The sequence below is a fragment of the Bradyrhizobium sp. 1200_D9_N1_1 genome (assembly GCF_052075915.1).
Taxonomy (GTDB): Bacteria; Pseudomonadota; Alphaproteobacteria; order Rhizobiales; family Xanthobacteraceae; genus Bradyrhizobium; species Bradyrhizobium diazoefficiens.
In genome coordinates this window covers 1463601-1480450 of sequence record NZ_CP197226.1, presented here as the reverse complement: position 1 = coordinate 1480450, position 16850 = coordinate 1463601, and the positions used below count along the sequence as shown (strand labels likewise).

13 protein-coding genes, 1 tRNA gene and 2 pseudogenes are annotated in these 16850 nt (G+C 61.0%); 13 read left to right on the top strand and 3 right to left on the bottom strand.

What is annotated here, in order from left to right; genetic code table 11:
* Window positions 1–71: 71 nt before the first annotated feature.
* The 10 genes and pseudogenes from AB5K84_RS07040 (at window position 72) to AB5K84_RS06995 (ending at window position 11493) form a co-directional block, all read left to right on the top strand.
* Window positions 72–1136, top strand: a complete 1065-nt coding sequence (locus tag AB5K84_RS07040) for an IS110-like element ISBj4 family transposase (RefSeq protein ID WP_011087397.1) — start codon at window positions 72–74, stop codon at window positions 1134–1136.
* Window positions 1137–1744: 608 nt separating this feature from the next.
* Window positions 1745–3534 (top strand): annotated as a pseudogene (locus AB5K84_RS07035) (adenylate/guanylate cyclase domain-containing protein).
* Window positions 3535–3745: 211 nt separating this feature from the next.
* Window positions 3746–4960, top strand: a pseudogene (locus tag AB5K84_RS07030) (NAD(P)/FAD-dependent oxidoreductase).
* 779 nt (window positions 4961–5739) lie between these two features.
* Window positions 5740–5976 carry a DUF6894 family protein gene (locus AB5K84_RS07025; RefSeq protein ID WP_038966177.1) on the top strand — a complete coding sequence of 79 codons (237 nt, stop codon included), beginning with the start codon at window positions 5740–5742 and terminating at the stop codon, window positions 5974–5976.
* A 1460-nt stretch (window positions 5977–7436) separates the two neighbouring features.
* Entirely contained in the window at window positions 7437–7604 is a 168-nt protein-coding gene (locus AB5K84_RS07020) for a hypothetical protein (protein ID WP_162494163.1), read from the top strand.
* 199 nt (window positions 7605–7803) lie between these two features.
* Window positions 7804–8751 (top strand): hypothetical protein, encoded by a 948-nt coding sequence (locus AB5K84_RS07015; RefSeq protein WP_051000295.1) that lies wholly within the window; start codon window positions 7804–7806, stop codon window positions 8749–8751.
* 11 nt (window positions 8752–8762) lie between these two features.
* Window positions 8763–9242: a hypothetical protein gene (locus tag AB5K84_RS07010; protein WP_063921553.1), complete on the top strand. Its 480-nt coding sequence runs from the start codon at window positions 8763–8765 to the stop codon at window positions 9240–9242.
* Window positions 9239–10813: an AAA family ATPase gene (locus AB5K84_RS07005; protein ID WP_236842146.1), complete on the top strand. Its 1575-nt coding sequence runs from the start codon at window positions 9239–9241 to the stop codon at window positions 10811–10813. The genes AB5K84_RS07010 and AB5K84_RS07005 overlap by 4 nt, the downstream gene beginning before the upstream one ends.
* A 140-nt stretch (window positions 10814–10953) precedes the next feature.
* Window positions 10954–11256, top strand: a complete 303-nt coding sequence (locus tag AB5K84_RS07000) for a hypothetical protein (protein WP_051000294.1) — start codon at window positions 10954–10956, stop codon at window positions 11254–11256.
* A 3-nt stretch (window positions 11257–11259) separates the two neighbouring features.
* Window positions 11260–11493: a hypothetical protein gene (locus tag AB5K84_RS06995; RefSeq protein WP_236842147.1), complete on the top strand. Its 234-nt coding sequence runs from the start codon at window positions 11260–11262 to the stop codon at window positions 11491–11493.
* On the opposite strand, the gene AB5K84_RS06990 is transcribed toward AB5K84_RS06995, so the two are convergent.
* From AB5K84_RS06990 to cpdR, 3 genes are all read right to left on the bottom strand, one after another.
* Window positions 11450–12223, bottom strand: coding sequence for a hypothetical protein (locus tag AB5K84_RS06990; protein ID WP_038966175.1), 774 nt, complete (start codon window positions 12221–12223; stop codon window positions 11450–11452). The two genes, AB5K84_RS06995 and AB5K84_RS06990, sit on opposite strands and share 44 nt — an antisense overlap.
* Window positions 12224–12742: 519 nt before the next feature.
* Window positions 12743–12817: transfer RNA gene (locus AB5K84_RS06985), tRNA-Val, on the bottom strand.
* A gap of 72 nt (window positions 12818–12889) precedes the next feature.
* Window positions 12890–13249, bottom strand: coding sequence for a cell cycle two-component system response regulator CpdR (gene cpdR / locus AB5K84_RS06980; RefSeq protein WP_007597092.1), 360 nt, complete (start codon window positions 13247–13249; stop codon window positions 12890–12892).
* Between the two features lie 377 nt (window positions 13250–13626).
* Between cpdR and AB5K84_RS06975 the strand changes: the two genes are divergently transcribed.
* The 3 genes from AB5K84_RS06975 to AB5K84_RS06965 all read left to right on the top strand — a co-directional run bounded on the left by AB5K84_RS06975 (window position 13627) and on the right by AB5K84_RS06965 (window position 16834).
* Window positions 13627–14517, top strand: coding sequence for an N-formylglutamate amidohydrolase (locus AB5K84_RS06975; RefSeq protein ID WP_011090455.1), 891 nt, complete (start codon window positions 13627–13629; stop codon window positions 14515–14517).
* 550 nt (window positions 14518–15067) lie between these two features.
* Window positions 15068–15850 (top strand): histidinol-phosphatase, encoded by a 783-nt coding sequence (gene hisN, locus AB5K84_RS06970; protein WP_011090456.1) that lies wholly within the window; start codon window positions 15068–15070, stop codon window positions 15848–15850.
* Window positions 15851–15868: 18 nt separating this feature from the next.
* Window positions 15869–16834 (top strand): Bug family tripartite tricarboxylate transporter substrate binding protein, encoded by a 966-nt coding sequence (locus AB5K84_RS06965; RefSeq protein WP_011090457.1) that lies wholly within the window; start codon window positions 15869–15871, stop codon window positions 16832–16834.
* Window positions 16835–16850: the final 16 nt, after the last annotated feature.

The window sequence follows — 16850 nt, the reverse complement described above, 5'->3', positions numbered from 1 at the left end:
GGGATGGTCCGGCCGTGCTCCTGCCCCGCCAGCGATAAGCTGGCCAGGGGCGCCAAGACAAGGAGCACGCCATGTCCCAGACACCCAGTACCGCGATCGCCGTGATCGGCATCGATATCGGCAAAAACTCGTTCCACGTCGTGGGCCACGATACGCGCGGCACCGTCGTGCTGCGGCAAAAGTGGTCGCGTGGCCAGGTCGAGGCGCGGCTCGCCAATATGCCGCCTTGCCTGATCGGCATGGAAGCCTGCGTCGGCGCACATCATTTGAGCCGCAAACTCGCATCGTTAGGTCACGATGCCAGGTTGATGCCGGCCAAATATGTCCGCCCTTATAGCAAAGGACCGAAGAACGACTTCAATGACGCCGAAGCGATTGCCGAAGCCGTGCAGCGCCCGACGATGAAGTTCGTGGCGACCAAGACCGCGGAGCAACTGGATCTGCAGGCGCTGCATCGGGTGCGCGAGCGGCTGGTGTCGCAACGCACCGGCATCATCAACCAGATTCGCGCCTTCATGCTGGAACGCGGGATCGCGGTGCGCCAGGGTATCGGCTTCCTGCGCACAGAACTGCCCACCATCCTTGCGACGCGCACCGATGCCCTGTCGCCACGCATGTTGTGTGTCATCGAGGAGTTGGCAGGCGACTGGCGTCGGCTGGATCAGCGCATCGATAGGCTCTCCGGCGAGATCGAAGCACTGGCCCGTCAAGATCAGGCATGTTCGCGCCTGATGACGGTGCCTGGCATCGGGCCGATCATTTCGAGCGCCATGGTGGCCGCGATCGGCACTGGAGACGTCTTCTCCAAAGGCCGTGACTTCGGCGCCTGGCTCGGGCTGGTGCCCAAGCAGATCTCGACGGGAGACCGCACGATCCTCGGCAAAATCTCAAGGCGCGGCAATCGCTACCTCCGCGTTCTGTTCGTCCAGGCGGCATGGGTGGTGCTGGTCAGGATCAAGAACTGGGAACGTTACGGACTCAGATCCTGGATCGAAGCCGCCAAGAAGCGATTGCACCACAACGTGCTGGCGATCGCACTCGCCAACAAGCTTGCCCGCATCGCCTGGGCGGTGCTGGCTAAAGGACGCGCCTTCGAGCTGACAAGGACCAACGATGCAGGCGTCCGACCCGCTTGATCGTCGCGCCGTGCTCGGCGCGGTCAAGGCGCGGCCTGGCAACGCCGGAGCCAGCCGCAAGCAAAGCGCAACGGCCGGCCTTGACCGCCCGTGCGCGCGACGCGACGCACGTCCTGCGGGCCGGGACGAAGGAACGGCCCCTGGCTCGAACACAGGAACTGCGAGGTAGGAGGAGCAAGCGATGACGTAACCCCATCAACAGGTTCCAGCCGAGGTCTGCGAGAGGATGAGACGAGATGGAGGTTCGGTCTTCCCGGCGCATGCGAACACTGGTGACCCAAATGGCCCAATCGAGGCCTGTCCGCTAATGAGAACGCACGCGCGCTGATATCCATGATGGCCCGGAGAAAATGCTCCAATCAAAGGCCGGATACATTGATGCAAGACCACACCACCTGATCGACGAACCTCTTGCTACGCACGGCCGGACCGTACATCGGGGTCAAAAGCAGCGGTGCACGTCTCGGCCGACGACTTCCGGTCTACCTCAATTTCGGACGTATTGTTGTGCCGCGCCCAGGGTCGCATCTGGGCCAATAAGCGACATGAGCAGCGTGGCCTGGTCATTCGATCCGTCGTACAATATCTCCTCGGTTGGGTTGCGAGCCATGGTGCAAAAGCGGCCAGTCCGGGTCGAGCGTAGGTTGTCGGCGATATTGGCCGCCGACATCGCTGGCTATTCGCGGCTGATGCACAATGACGAAGAGGCAACGCACGCCAAACTGGCAGCGCTCCTAGCAGACGCCGTCGAGCCCGCGATTGCCGAACGCGGGGGCCGCATTGTGAAGAACACCGGCGACGGCTTCTTGGCAGAGTTTCCAAGCGCGGTCGAAGCGGTTCGAGCTGCCATTCAATTTCAGACCCGCGTCCGCGAACTTACCGTCGGTTATGCTGAAGACAGGCGCATCCTGTTCCGTGTGGGCATCAATATCGGCGACGTAATTGTTGAACCGCATGACATCTTTGGAGACGGCGTTAACATCGCGGCGCGGCTTGAGGGCATCGCCGAACCCGGCGGCATCTGCCTATCCTCCTCCGCCTACGATCAGGTTCGCGGCAAGGTCGCGGTCGAGTTCGCCGATCTAGCGAGCAGAGCCTCAAGAATATTGCCCGCCCAGTCCGAGCCTATGCTGTGGTCTGGGATGGATTTATTCGGGGCACAACGACTGAGGGTGCGATGCCGAGCACACCTCCCCCGACACATCTGTCCATCGTGGTGCTGCCGTTCGCGAACATCGGCGGCGATCCCGAGCAAGACTATTTCGCCGATGGCGTGACCGAGAGCCTGACTACGGACCTGTCGCGCATTAGGGACTCATTCGTGATTGCCAGCACCACTGCGTTGACGTTTAAGGGCATGGCCGTCGACGTGAAGAAGGTCGGGCGCGAGTTGAACGTCCGCTACGTGCTCGAAGGCTCGGTGCAGCGGGGCAGCAACCGACTTCGGGTGAATGTGCAGCTGATCGACGCGAAAACCGGCAATCATCTTTGGGCCGAACGCTTCGACAAGCCTGTCGCCGACCTTTTCGATATGCAGGACGAAATCGTTTCGCGGCTCGCTAACACTCTCGATGCCCAGCTCATCGCGGCCGAGGCACGGCTAGCGCAACGTTCGCCGCATCCTGATGCGATGGACTTGTATTTTCAGGGCATCGCTTGCTTACACGAAGGACTAACCAACGAACACTTGGCGCAAGCGCGCGGCTTTTTCGAACGTGCCTTGGCGCTCGATCCCGACTGTGTCGAAGCACTGGTTGGCAGCGCAATAGTTGACTTTAATAGGGGCGCTAACTTTTCTATTGACGACCGCGCTGCGCTGCTCGCGGCGGCCGAGGGGGCCTTAATCAAGGCTTTGTCCCTGGCTCCGCAATACGCCCCGGCCCACATGTATCTCGGCGCCGTGCATATTTTTACGGCCCGCGCGGCCCAAGGTATCGCCGAATGTGAGCACGCGTTGTCGCTGGATCGAAATCTAGCTAACGCCCATGGCTGGATTGGTCTTGCCAAGTATTTTCTTGCTCGCGCCGAGGAGACCGAGGCCCATGTCCATGAGGCGCTGCGCCTCTCTCCCCGGGATATCTGGGTCTACCGGTGGATGCTGTTTGTCGGCTGCGCCAACGTGCAGCTCAATGCCGACGCCGAGGCGGTCGCCTGGCTGCGCCGAAGCATCGAGGCCAACCGCAATTTCCCCCTCGCGCATTTCCATCTCGCCGCCGCGCTGGCGCTGCTTGGGTGGCTGGACGAGGCACGGGCCGCCGCGCAGGTAGGGCTTGCACTCGATCCAGGGTTCACCATCCGCCGCTTCCAACGCCATGCTCCGAGTAACAATCCGACTTACCTAGTCAGACGCGAACGCTTCTATGAGGGCATGCGCTTGGCCGGGCTGCCAGAGGGCTAAAGGTCGGTTTTGGGAAATGAGCGCCGGTCGAAGACCGGGTCGCCCATGTCCACTCTACCCAACACACCGGACTTCTGCGACTACCCGAGCCTTTTCGCCTCTGGGCCAACAACGGCCCTCGTTACGGCTGTTGCCCAGAGAAAGAGAATAGTCGGCTACCACCGCCGGTGATAGACTTCGGTGCCAGCTAACGTGTTTCGAGCATAGTCCCATGATTAGCAAGGCCGATACTATTGTCATTGGCTCCGGCGGCCTCGGCGCTGCCACAGCATATTACTTGAGCAAACGCGGTCTCAACGTCGTTCTGATCGACAAGCACGATATCGGATCGCAAACCTCGCCCCGCGCTGCGGGCATGGTGAGCTGCGTCCGCAAGAGCGACTTGATGATTGGCCTCATCAAGGACGCTTGCCGTAAGATTGAAGCGTTCACCGAAGAAACGGGGCAGCCTCTCGATTGGGTGCACTCTGGCAGCCTGAAGATCGCGCGTCGGCCGCAGGACGCGGAGGTGATCAGGGCTGACCTTGAGCGCGGGCGCCGCATGGGCCTTGATGTCGAGCCGATTTCTTCGGAGCAGGCAAGTCGCCTCAATCCGTTTTTAAAGCCGACCGGCGTCGTCGCGGCGATGAGGATCGGTGACGACAGGTATTTCGACCCCGCGCAGGTCGCCACCGGCTTCGCCATAGCAGCGGCAGCTCGAGGCGCAACCGTACTGCCAAAGACGGACGTGCTCACCGTAAACATCACTGCCCGCAAGGTGACCGGCGTAACCACCTCGAAAGGCATCATTGAAGGCCCGATCGTGGTTGATGCGGCTGGTGCATGGACGCGATAGGTCGCGGAGGCATGTGGGATTTCCGTGCCTCTGGTCCCGACCCGGCAGCAACTCATCGTCACCGAGCCTTTGGATGGCGCGCGTGCTGACCAACCAATGATTCGGATCATGGATGCCGCCGTATACACGCGTCCCTGCCAGGGCGGCTTGCTTTGGGGTGTCTACGAAGAAACCCCACGACTTTTCGACATGGAGTCGCTCGGAGCCAGTTTCGACATCAAGGACATGCCACTCGACATCGACGTGCTGCGTTCAGCGGCTCTTGAAGTCAAAGATCAACTTCCAATCCTGCAAACGGCAAAAGTGCGAGAATTTCGTGGTGGCATTCCGACAATGACCGCCGACGGCCACCACATCCTTGGCCCGGCCTCCGGAGCTGCAGGCTTCTATTTTGCAAGCGGGTGCAACGTCGCTGGCCTCTCAATCTCGCCGACCATCGGAGAGGCGCTTGCAACCTGGATCATCGATGGCAAGCCGGCTGTCGATCTCTCGCCTATGTCTGTCATGCGCTTCAAAGACCAGCCGTGGTCTGAACCTCAACTACAGAGGGAAGCCGCTTGGCAGTATCGGCACTTCTATGGCGCCGTCTAAGCTACCGCGGGTGATTTAGGAAAGTCGACGCGCTTCGAGTCACGAAGGAATGACGGCTATGGGTCACAAGTCGCCGATCACGCTCAAGATGGCAGACTTCCGCTTGACATTGGTAAGCCGACGTTTGTGAGTACACGCCCTAGTGCAGGAACCACGCGAGCGCGGCGCATTTGAATCGTCGCCGGCTCGCCCCCGAGCCGGCGGAGCGGCCCCGGCCCTCCCCGCCGGAAGCCCCTGAAGCCGGGGTCGTCTCTCCGATACCGTCTGTGTTGGAGTTTGCGTATGCGTGTCTCGCCCTCGATCTTGCCCGCGGACCGGCTCGACCGCGACATCTATCTGGTTCTCGCCGACGCTAACCATAACTGCGACCAGGTCTTGTTTTGGCAAATCCTAAAACTTATGGTTGTGACTTTCAGTATGGAATTTTTTGATGATGGTCCGATTACCTATGGTCGCGGTCATCGCGCCCGACGGGGAAAGATCATACTGGGTCGCAGCGGTCGAACCTGAGAGGGCGACCGAAGCGGTCGCGCAGGTCGTTGGTGACGGGCAAATCGTTAGGCTCTTGCAGCACCGCCTGCGCGTGAAATCAGATGCGCTCCGCCCAGGCGAAGTCCGCCGACTTGGGATCTGACCAGACACCTACCCCCGAAGAGGCACTCCATCTCCCCAAAAGAGCGTCCTCTCCGCCTTAGCACCCCCGGTATATATTAGCGTTACGCACATTGGCGGGCAGAGAGCGCGCGCTTTCGCTGCCGTCTCTTGGGGGAGTCGTGCGGATGACCCGTTTCTTCTTCCATGTCCACGACGGCATTACCATCTTCGATGATGTCGGACTGGAACTTCCGGATATCGCCGCCGCGCAAGCAGCGGCGATCGAATTGAGCAGTAAAATCCTCAACGATGGAGCAGAGGGACCCTTGTGGCAGGACCTTACCGGGCGCGTCGAGGTGACCGACAGCCCCGGAATCGGCGGGCAGATCTTCCTTGTCGTCAACTTTTCGGTCACAACGTAATGCACTAAACTAACCTACGCTCCGTGATGGTGCCCGACGGCGGCAATTGCGATGCGCGCTTCCCGGAGGGCGGCCGTCCAAATTCTTCTACTGGGACAACCTAGCCCGCAGCCGGATGCGTCCGGAGGTATTTGATAACGCCACCGCTGAGGCACAGACAAAGGCGCTCGCGCGGGCTGAGCAGGACAGACCGAGATGTTCCTCGCCGCTCAACTTTAGGCTAGCAGGCTTAAACAGTCCAGCGCGGGAACTAGCTAGTAACCCACCTCATCAAAAACGTTCCGATATAGCTACGAAAGCGCGTGCGCTTACAATGAGCACTCGACTTCACATTACGCAACGGGTGGCGTTACGAAACGGGTCGGATTTTTAGGTCCCAGCTCGCTTTTGATCGACAGCATTGCCATCTCACCCGTAGGGCTATCGCCTCTTCAGCGTCGCCTCAATGCCAAATGCCGATCGTCCGAAGCAGAAAAATAAGGGACGAATAACCTCGACAAAGATATTTCGATCCAATTCCGATCAGACCGAGATCAGCAGAGAGGACTTAGATTTTCACACTTCTCATTTCCCTAATCTTTTTCAAAACGAAATGATATCGAGCCTTCGTTCAATATGTTGGCGGCTCTCAGGCCTGCGTCGTCTTGCGGATTGTCTACCGTGTGACGTGCGACGACTGGGTCATCATGTTGGCCAACGCCGATGGTGCACGCTGCCCGAGCGGTTCGTGCCGCAGCGATCGAGATCGGTGCCGGCCAGACCGGAGCTCGGCAAGATTGGGTAGCATTGATGGCGTCGAGCCCCAGCCAGCACGGCGGTCTTGATCCTCGAACTCAGCCCCAGCGCGCGCTCGCTGGGGAATGGAGGTGCCAATTCCTCCGGTGATTCTTCCGTAATCGCGAAACAGGCGCGGTTACGATCGCTCAAGGATCCAATCTCGTTCTATGGATAGTAATCGCAGTGCTCCTTCTGCTCTGGATCTAGCCGTCCCCAGGTAAAGCGAGCGTCGCCCTAAGGGCGGTCGCCAAAGGTGGCCGCCTTCTCTGGGCCATCGACGAGATCGCTCCCGGCGTGACTCCTTCGGCGCTTCCTCGGGACGGCCGTCACGGTCTATGAGCTAACGACCCTCCTGCACCAGTCGCGAAAATGACCGCAAAGCCAATATCTGAGTCAGAGTGGTCCGTTCGTCCGGAAACGAAGCGGGCAAGGTCGCCATAGGGCGCCTGGTCTTTTCGAACTACGAAAGCAGCATCTGACTTGAACCGGATACAGGAAGGCCAGATGGGCACCTGGCTACGAGGCTGCATTAACCATACCAACGCGGCAAGCTTGGCATATCCAGCCGAAAGTTAGCATATCTGATCGGCTTCGCAGCAAGCGCGAAGCGGATAAGCGGCTGCCGTCCGGTGCTGGAACACCAAACGACAGCCTGACCACAACCGACTAATGGAGAGTCGTTCATGGCTACCAGCCACTATAGCGCCGATTCGGCATCCTTGCCCCAAACCTACCTGCGGCCTGGGCCGCTACCTTCTGCCGTTGACAAGAGTGAACGCTTCCCGGACGGCGGCCTTGTGCCGGTGTTCGCGACGGTCTTCGAGAATTTCAACTCGTCGTTCACGGATTAGCGATCGTCAATTCGACGTCGCGCATCGCAAGGGGTGGCGAAAGGCCACCTCCTCGTTGGGACCGGCTGCTCTGCCTTCCATCCAAACGACCAACCTTTGCGATGCCTGGGTCTCCGTTGCTTCGGCTCACCTGGCGGCAACAACGATACTCAGTTCACGACGTCGGCCGGCGATCTCTCGCAACAGAGGGATTTCAGTCATGTCATTGTCATTCGACCTGCCATCGTCGCGGACCACCTGCACGTCCAAGATCTTCCGTCCCGGGGATGGCATCACCAGCCCTCGGCTGGTGCATCACGGCGCGAGCCGTGTTGGGGTCTGGGTCATCCCCCTCGCTGATCGCAACAGCACCGATCTGGCGCTGGCCGTCGGCCCCGCCGCCTACGTGCTGATGAACCGCGAGACGGCCTACTTCGGCGAGACCAAAAACATCAATATGCGTTTCTCGAAGCATTTTGCCGATCCGGCAAAGGCGTTTGCCCGCGTAGCCTACGTTGTCGTCGGATATCCCGAGCCCTGGTCCAACAAGGACCCAGCATTCTATCTTCAATATCACCTCTGGAGCATTGCTCAAGCAGCGCGCCACGTCGTCATCACCAACGAGTGGACCCCGACAATTCCCAGGGTCCGCGCCGATGAACGCGCCGAAATGGAGCGCATCCTCGAGGACGCGCGTCAGCAACTGTTTGACGCGGGTTGTCTGGCACTGGATTCCTACTTCGATCGCGTTCCCGTAGTTAGTTCAACTGAACGAGACGACGATCCGATCGGGCCGAACGACATGGAGCCGATGCTGATCGACATCGTCGCCACACCTCCCGCCGGAGGTGAGCTTGAGCTGAATTATGTAGGCCTCTGGGCACGGGGCTATCCCACATCCGATCGCGGGTTCGTGGTCATGCCCGGCGCCGAATTCCGTTGGCCCATCAACGGTAGCGCCCAGGGGATCGTCGACACCCGCCGCAGCGAATTGGAAGCGAAGCACGCCCTGGCCACGATCCCCGGGGCTGCCGACCGAAAGCGCCTTCTGGTCGCCGTCTGGTTTCCATCCGCCGCTATCGCGGCGAAGGTCATCACGGGCGCCCATATTGGTTCGAGAGTGTGGGTCCCCCGCCGCTACCCGCAACCGATCATCATTGCGAACTGAGGGGGCCGCGAATGTCTGCTTCGAACAATCCCACGAGCGATATCTGGCCGCTCTCCACGGACGACGGCCCTCCGCTGGCGTGGTGGCGGATGCTCTCGGTGCATCAGTTCCGATACACCGAACAGTCAATCATCGGTACCATGTTGCAACGAATCGCCGTCCTTCATGGCGGCGACAAACTCCGGGCCGCCCTGAGTGGCGATCCGGCAGCTGCGATCGCTGCCGCCCTCTCCTTGATGCCGATCCGCGACATTTCGCTGACCGTCGACATCACGATGACCGCCCTGCTTCACTCGGCCCTCAGCGATGACCCCGCGGCCATGCTCGTGCTGTCGCACGTTCTTGGTCGCCTCGAGTTCGATCTTCCTTTTAAGGTCGAACTCGCCACCCTGTGGCTTACCCATCACATCCGTTACGCTAAGGCTACCGGTCAGTCTGCCCGGACGGAGGCAATGGTCTCGCTGGCTCTTTGCGAGGAGGATCTCGCTTGAGCGCGAATGATGACGATGACAATTCCGATCATCTGGATCTACCGACAGCGGAGGACGCCGCCTCGACCGGCGCCGCTGCCGATTCGGCCGATTGGGACGAACGCCTCAAGGGCCTGCCCAGGCTTTTGCGCTATGCAATGCTGATTGTCGATGGCGCCGATCACGTTGAGGAGCGGCTCATCGCTGAAGTCGAAGAGCTCTGCCCGCAGTTGTCCCATAATCTCGCATGGGCTAAAGGCAGGTCGTTAGAGGGCGCAATGGCGCTGGCGGCTGAACTCGATCGCCGCGCGGTCGCTCATAGTGAGCCAGCTCTCAGGAGCCTTGCTGATAGTGTCCGGCTCGTGAGCTTGCCGACGCCACGTGATGACGAACACTTCCAGCAGCATCGCAGGGTCGCCAAGGCACTGGTCAAGGCCTTTCAGCTGAATTCGCTGATCGTCGAACAGAAGGTTCGCTGCGACCTTGAACGGTTCACCTATGGCTGGGCCGCGCTACAGGCCTGCACGCATTTTGTGCCAAAGAAGTTCTCTGCGGCAATGAACGCCTCCCTGGTCGGGCACCGCACGGCCGAGCATCGCATCTCCGCAGCCAAAGCGGCGTTGCGACTTCAGTTCAGGGAGGAGAATGACCGCCGAAAGCAACGGGAAGCCGACCGGACCGAAGCCGTCGAGCGACAAGCCGCCCCGATCCTCGAGGTCATTCCCGATCATCATCTCGTCGTTGCGCGTCTGTCCGAAAACGAGATGAAGAGCCCCAAGCTCAAGGAGATCATCGGGCCGCTGAAGGACGTCGTCAACGTCGCCTTACCGCTCGTTCAGGCACCGGCGTTGTACGAAGCGCGCAACACCCTGCTGTTCGAGTTCCCGTACGCCAGCGAGGTCGTCGACTTCGCCTTGGCAGATCTCGTTGGACGCGAGACAGTGCATTTGCGCCCCCTCCTGATCGTTGGCGAGCCCGGCGGTGGTAAGAGCCGGTTCGCCCGCCGACTGGGCGAGGTCTTGGGTGTCGCCGTATGGCGGAGCGATGCAAGCCGCTCCGATAGTGCTTCCTTCGGGGGCACGGACCGGCGCTGGTACTCAGCCGAGCCGTGTCACGCCTTCCTCGCAATTGCGCAGGCACGCATTGCCAATCCGCTCGTGCTGGTCGACGAGATCGAGAAGGCTGCGACGCGAAGCGACAATGGCCGACTTTGGGACGTGCTGCTCGCATTTCTCGAAGCGGAGACGAGCTCGCGCTATCCCGATCCCGCGCTTCAGACAAATCTTGATCTGTCGCAGGTAAGTTACGTCGCTACCGCAAACCGTCTCGATCCCCTGCCCGGTCCGATCCGGGACCGGTTCCGGGTCGTGAGCTTTCCCAAACCGACCTCCAAGGATCTCGACGCCCTGCTGCCGGCCGTGTTGACCGATCTCGCGAGGGAGCGCGGCCTCGATCAGAGTTGGGTGACGCCGCTCGATGGCATTGAGCACGAGGCGGTCGCGAGAAACTGGGCCGGTGGCTCGGTGCGCCGCCTGCGTCGTGTTGTCGAAGCCGTCCTGCGCGAGCGCGACATCCACGCATCGAGGAACTGATCATGGAGGAGAACGGCTCAGGAAGACCACGGCCGCTATTGCCTCGGCCGCCGCATTTGCGCGGGATAACCCGTCCCCAGGGCTTAAGTGGCGCACGCCCACCCGATACTATCACGGTCAATTCTCAGAGGACCGATGCCGTGACCGATCCCCAGATCGTCTGCCCCAACTGCCACACCGAAATCAAGCTGACGGAATCGCTCGCCGCTCCCCTCATCGCAGAGACGCGCCGCAAGTTCGATCAACAGCTTACTGCAAAGGAGGAAGACTTTGGCCGGCGCGAAGCGCTACTCAAGCAGGCCAGAGAAGAAATCGCGAAAGCTCGCGAGGCCGTTGACGAGCAGGTGGCGGCCAAGCTGAAGGCGGAGCGGGCGAACATCGCCGAAGCTGAAGCCAAGAGAGCGCGTCTGGCGGTCGCCGACGAGCTCAGCACCCGCGACTAGCAATTGGCCGATTTGCAGCAGATGCTCACGACCAATGGCGAAAAGCTGGCTGCAGCCCAAAAGATCCAGGCGGGCATGCTTCGCAAGGAGCGCGAGCTCGACGATGCCAGGCGGGAAGTCGAGCTCACGGTCGAGACGAAGGTGGCGTTTGCTGCCGTACGCGACAAGGCCAAGCTTGATGTCGAGGACTCGTTCAAGGCGGAGGTCGCCGAGAGCAGTTGTCATCTACTAGGATGACACTCTTCCGGAGCACAGGACGCAACTGCTGCACTAACTTCTCAACCTCGTAATGCCAGGCCGCGGCGAATACGAACACAAAATCATAAAGGCTTGCGCCAACAAGGACGTTCCGCAGGAATCCCCGTCGCTGCATAGCAAACGACGTTCCGGATCCTTGCGACATCATCGCGTCCAAGATCAATGCGCGCCGCGCTTCGGGAAGGCGAACAATGAAGCTCCGCTTCATCGGTGTGGTCAAAAGCCATCCAAACTCGTCTTCATCAGCGCGCGCGAGCACGACCTCGCCTCGCCTGCAGATGTTGCGGATCTCGAGTTCCCGGGCGACACGGTCTAATGACGAAGTCGAGTGTGCTCCACCCGGCCGCTTGGCACTCTTCCTGCATTTTTTCAGGAGCTCCCGAAGCTCCATAATCGTCAGCTTGCCCTCGCTGACATCTTCGAGCAATTTTCGACGGCGCTCCGGTTGCCTTGCGGCAATTCGAGCGACCCGCTCGACAGCAGCCACTGGCATCCTGACATCAGGTGCCAGCTCGGTGATGCCTTCTGCCTCCAGGAATTGTGCCGCAGCGATAAAGCGGCGGAGCGTGTTGTCGCTGAGCCTCACTTTCTTCGACAGCTTGGCGATGTAGTCGCCGCGTTCGCCGTGCTCTAAAGCTTCAAAGGGACGCAGATGCGGCCTGATATAGGCAAGCCAATCGTTTGCGATACGTCCGGGGCGCGCAGCCATAAAAAATCGTCGATTCGCGAAGGTCGTTTATTATAAGCCAGAGCTGTGGCTTTCCAAGCGAATGATGATGTTGACGGCAGGACGACTTCAGCTGACACTAAAGCTGGCAGACGAGATAGGCTGTCGTGCAATAGGATGCGATGAACGTGATTGTTGTGGGCGAAAAGCTGACTGAGAAAGGGGCCTGTCCTGCTCTGCGTTACATTCGGAGTAACGGGGGGGAAGCCGACCTTTGCTTCGGCAGCGCGCATCAATCGAACGTCATCCAAGCTGACAGAGATCGGTCTCCTGGAATGAAGCTGGACGGCATGAATGTCGGGCAGGAAGCGGGCCCCAGGTTGAGTAGCGCGCATCGCGCGGTCGCTAACCGAGTGGAAAGCAGCGGGGCATCCGGCATTGGACCGGACGGCATCAATGTCTGCGGTGAGGTTTCCAGCGCCACGGAGCGCCTTCGTGGAAATCTCGTGGAAATCATCTTTTCGCCGGCCAGCCGCAAGGCGGCTAAACCCTTGAAGAAGATGGTGGGCACGACAGGGATCGAACCTGTGACCCCTACCATGTCAAGGTAGTGCTCTCCCGCTGAGCTACGTGCCCTAGAGGTCATTTCATCGGTGGGGTCCCTATAACGGCTCAGGGGACCCGGCGCAAGGACGGAAGGAGGCCGATTTAGGCCGCCAGCATCTTGTTCACTTCGCTGACCAATTCGCGCAGATGCACGGGCTTGGACAGCACCTTGGCGTTCTTGGGGGCGTCCGAATCCGAGTTCAGGGCGACCGCGGCGAAGCCGGTGATGAACATGATCTTGATGTCGGGGTCGAGTTCCGAGGCCCGGCGGGCGAGCTCGATCCCGTCCATCTCCGGCATCACGATGTCGGTCAGCAGCATCTCGAACGGCTCTTCGCGGAGCCGCTGGTAGGCGGCCATGCCGTTGTCATGGGACGAGACCTGAAAACCGGCGTTTTCCAGCGCCTTGACCAGGAAACGGCGCATGTCGTTGTCGTCTTCGGCGAGCAGGATCTTTGGCATGGCAGGAAACGTCGAATCCCCAGAGGATATCAGCAGAGGTCACTAAGCCCGACAGAGGGTAAATTTGGGGTGAAAATCTTTACCCTGGACGGATCGCGCTGCCGGCTCCTTGTGAACCGGAATGCGGATCGAATCAATCGAAGCCGACCGGATGATCCCCGCCTCGCTGCCTGCACGGTTAAGACATGTTCCAGCGCAGATCACATCTTTTCGCTTGGCAGAATGGTTGCGATTCCGGACAATGACGACACATGAGAGCCGCTCGACCGGCCGAATCAATCCGTTCAAGCCTTTGCCGGGCCCTACAGGATCCCGCGGGGCCGGATCTTGTGGCGTGAAGGGACGAAGCCTGGGAATAAGGGACGAAGCCTGAGAAGATGACCCGGTTTGACGGCGAGATGTCGCCAGCATTCGAGATCGTCGAGCCCGCCGAATGGCGCGCGCCGGTCATCTTCAACTCGCCCCACTCCGGCTCGACCTATCCGGACGAATTCCTCAGCGCCTCCAGGATCGACCTGCCGACGCTGCGGCGGTCGGAAGATTCCTTCATGGACGAGCTGATCGGCCATCTCAGCGCCCGCGGCTTTCCGACCGTGCGGGTTAACTTTCCCCGCTCCTATGTCGACGTCAACCGCGAGCCCTACGAGCTCGACCCCCGCATGTTCACCGGCCGCCTGCCGAGCTTTGCCAATACCCGCTCGATGCGGGTCGCCGGCGGCCTCGGCACCATCCCGCGCGTGGTCGGCGATGGCCAGGAGATCTATCGCGACCGTATTCTGGTCGACGATGCGTTGGCGCGGATCGAGACGCTCTACAAGCCCTATCACCGCGCGCTGCGCCGGCTGATCAACAAGGTGCACCAGATGTTCGGCACGGTAGTGCTGGTCGACTGCCACTCGATGCCCTCGGTCGGCGTCAGCAGGGACGAGCCGCGCCGGCCCGACATCGTGATCGGCGACCGCTACGGTACGAGTTGCACCCCGCTGTTACCCGACCGGGTCGAAGAGACCATGGGCGGGCTCGGCTATTCGATCGGCCGCAACAAGCCCTATGCCGGCGGCTTCATCACCGAGCATTACGGCAACCCGGCGAGCGGGCTTCACGCGGTGCAGCTCGAGCTCAACCGCGCGATCTACATGGACGAGCGACGACGCGAGCGCAGTCCGCGCTTTGCGCAAGTGGCAACCGACTTCGGCGTGCTCGCCGACGTGCTGGCGGCCACGATCCCGTTCGGCGATCTCGGACCGTTCCAGGCCGCGGCGGAATAGGCGGCAAGCCTGCGACGCGCGACCACGTCGCGGATCAGGGACCAGACACAGCTGCGAGCGTATCGGGCGCCGGATCTTCACTTCGCGTTTTCGCACAGCCGAAGTGAAACAGGCGACCCAAAGAAAAAAGGGCCGCTCGCGAATGACGCAAGCGGCCCAAGTCTAGGGAGGAAACGCCCAAGGAGGGCAGCGGTAACGCAGAGCGCTACCGCACCGCAACAATATGCGGCCGCGCCGCACAAAGTGCAAGGGCTTTTGAGCCATTTCCCATGCAAAACACACATGGCTCTGTTGCTTCCAGAGAAACCCAGATTCAGTTCCTTTGATAAGGAAATTCAATGGGTTGATAGTCATTTGCATACGAACAAGGCATGTTCGGAACTAAGTTTTCAACTCAATGATCGATATTTGGCCAGCAGATGGCTCGGATGAGGCAACCGGCATCGGCATCCAAAATACCAGGGTGCAAATCAAGACAGCGCTGCACGCGAGAGGCGAATTGAGATAGGCAGATGCGAGCTTCACCCGACTTTCGTTTTGAGGATGCGCCGTGACGGTGATCGACTTCTCAGCCTTCATCGGAGGGCTCGCCACCGCCTCCGGCGAAACCATCCTGCCGTTCTTCCGCACCTCGCTGTCGATCGACGACAAGAGCAAGACCAAGGATTTCGATCCGGTGACCGAAGCCGACCGCGCCGCGGAGGCGGTGATGCGGCGGCTGATCAAGGCCAATTTCCCCCAGCACGGCATCGTCGGCGAGGAATTCGGCAATGAGCGCGAGGACGCCGACTATGTCTGGGTGCTCGATCCCATCGACGGCACGAAGTCCTTCATCGGCGGGTTCCCGATCTGGGGCACGCTGATCGCGCTGCTGCACAAGGGCGCGCCGGTGTTCGGCATGATGCACCAGCCCTTCATCGGCGAGCGTTTTTCCGGCGACAACGGCTCGGCCAACTATAAAGGCCCCTCCGGCGAGCGTCGGCTCCAGGTCCGCCGCTGCGCTTCGCTGTCGGAGGCGACGACCTACACCACGAGCCCGCTGCTCATGAACGAGCGCGACCGCGCCATTTTCGGCCGTATCGAGAAGGGCGCGCGGCTGTCGCGCTATGGCGGCGACTGCTACTCCTATTGCATGCTGGCGGCCGGCCACGTCGATCTCGTGGTCGAGACCGAGCTGAAGCCCTACGACATCGCGGCCCTGATCCCGATCGTGACCGGCGCCGGCGGCGTCGTCACCACCTGGGAAGGCAAGCCGGCCCAGGGCGGCGGCCGCATCATCGCGGCGGGCGATGCCAGGGTCCACGAAGAAGCAATGAAACTGCTCAACGGATAGCCGCCCCAAGAGGCTTGTATGAAAAACTGGCGTAAGCTCTTCCTCGCAAGCCTGCTTCTGTTTCCCGCCCTCGCCTCCGCCCAGAATTTTCCGGCCAAGCCGATCAAGCTGATCGTGCCGTTCCCGGCCGGCGGCCCCAACGACATCATCGCGCGCGTGATCGGCCAGCGCATGTCCGAGCTCTCGGGCCAGCCGGTGCTGATCGACAATCGCGGTGGCCAAGGCGGCGTGCTCGGCACCGACGCGGTCTCGAAGGCCGCGCCCGACGGCTACACCATCGCGATCTCCTCAGCCGGCGCGCTCGCGATCAGCCCGAGCATGGAGCGGGTCGCCTACGACGCATTGTCCGACCTCACGCCGGTGACGCTGGTTGCAACCGTGCCGGAAATGCTTGTCGTCGCCACCAACGTGCCTGCCAAGGACATCGGCGAACTGATCGCGCTCGCCAAGGCCCAGCCCGGAAAGCTCAACTTCGCCTCCTCCGGCCCCGGCAGCCTGCCGCACCTCGCCGGCGAATTGTTCAAGCTGACCGCGAAGATCGACATCGTGCACGTGCCCTATCGCGGCGCCGCACCCGCGGTGAACGACCTGCTGGGCCAGCAGGTGCAGATGACGTTCCTCGATCTTCCGGTGCTGCTGCCGCAGGTCAAGGCCGGCGCCTTACGGCCGATCGCGGTCGGTTCAGTCGAGCGCGCACCGACCGCGCCTAAGGTACCGACCACGGCGGAAGCGGGCTTTCCTGATCTGCGCATCGAGAACTGGTACGGCATGGTCGCGCCCAAGGGCACGCCGAAGGAGATCGTCGCAGCGCTGCATGGCCTGGCGATCAAGGCGATGGCGGATCCGGCCGTGAAGGAAAAGCTCGCCGCGCAAGGCGCGACGCTTGTTGGTGATGAGCCGGAGCATTTCCGCCAATTCATCGCGGACGAGACGAAGAAGTGGACGAAGGTGATCAAGGACGCCGGGGTGGAGACGGCGAAGTAGCGCTCGGTAAGCGAAC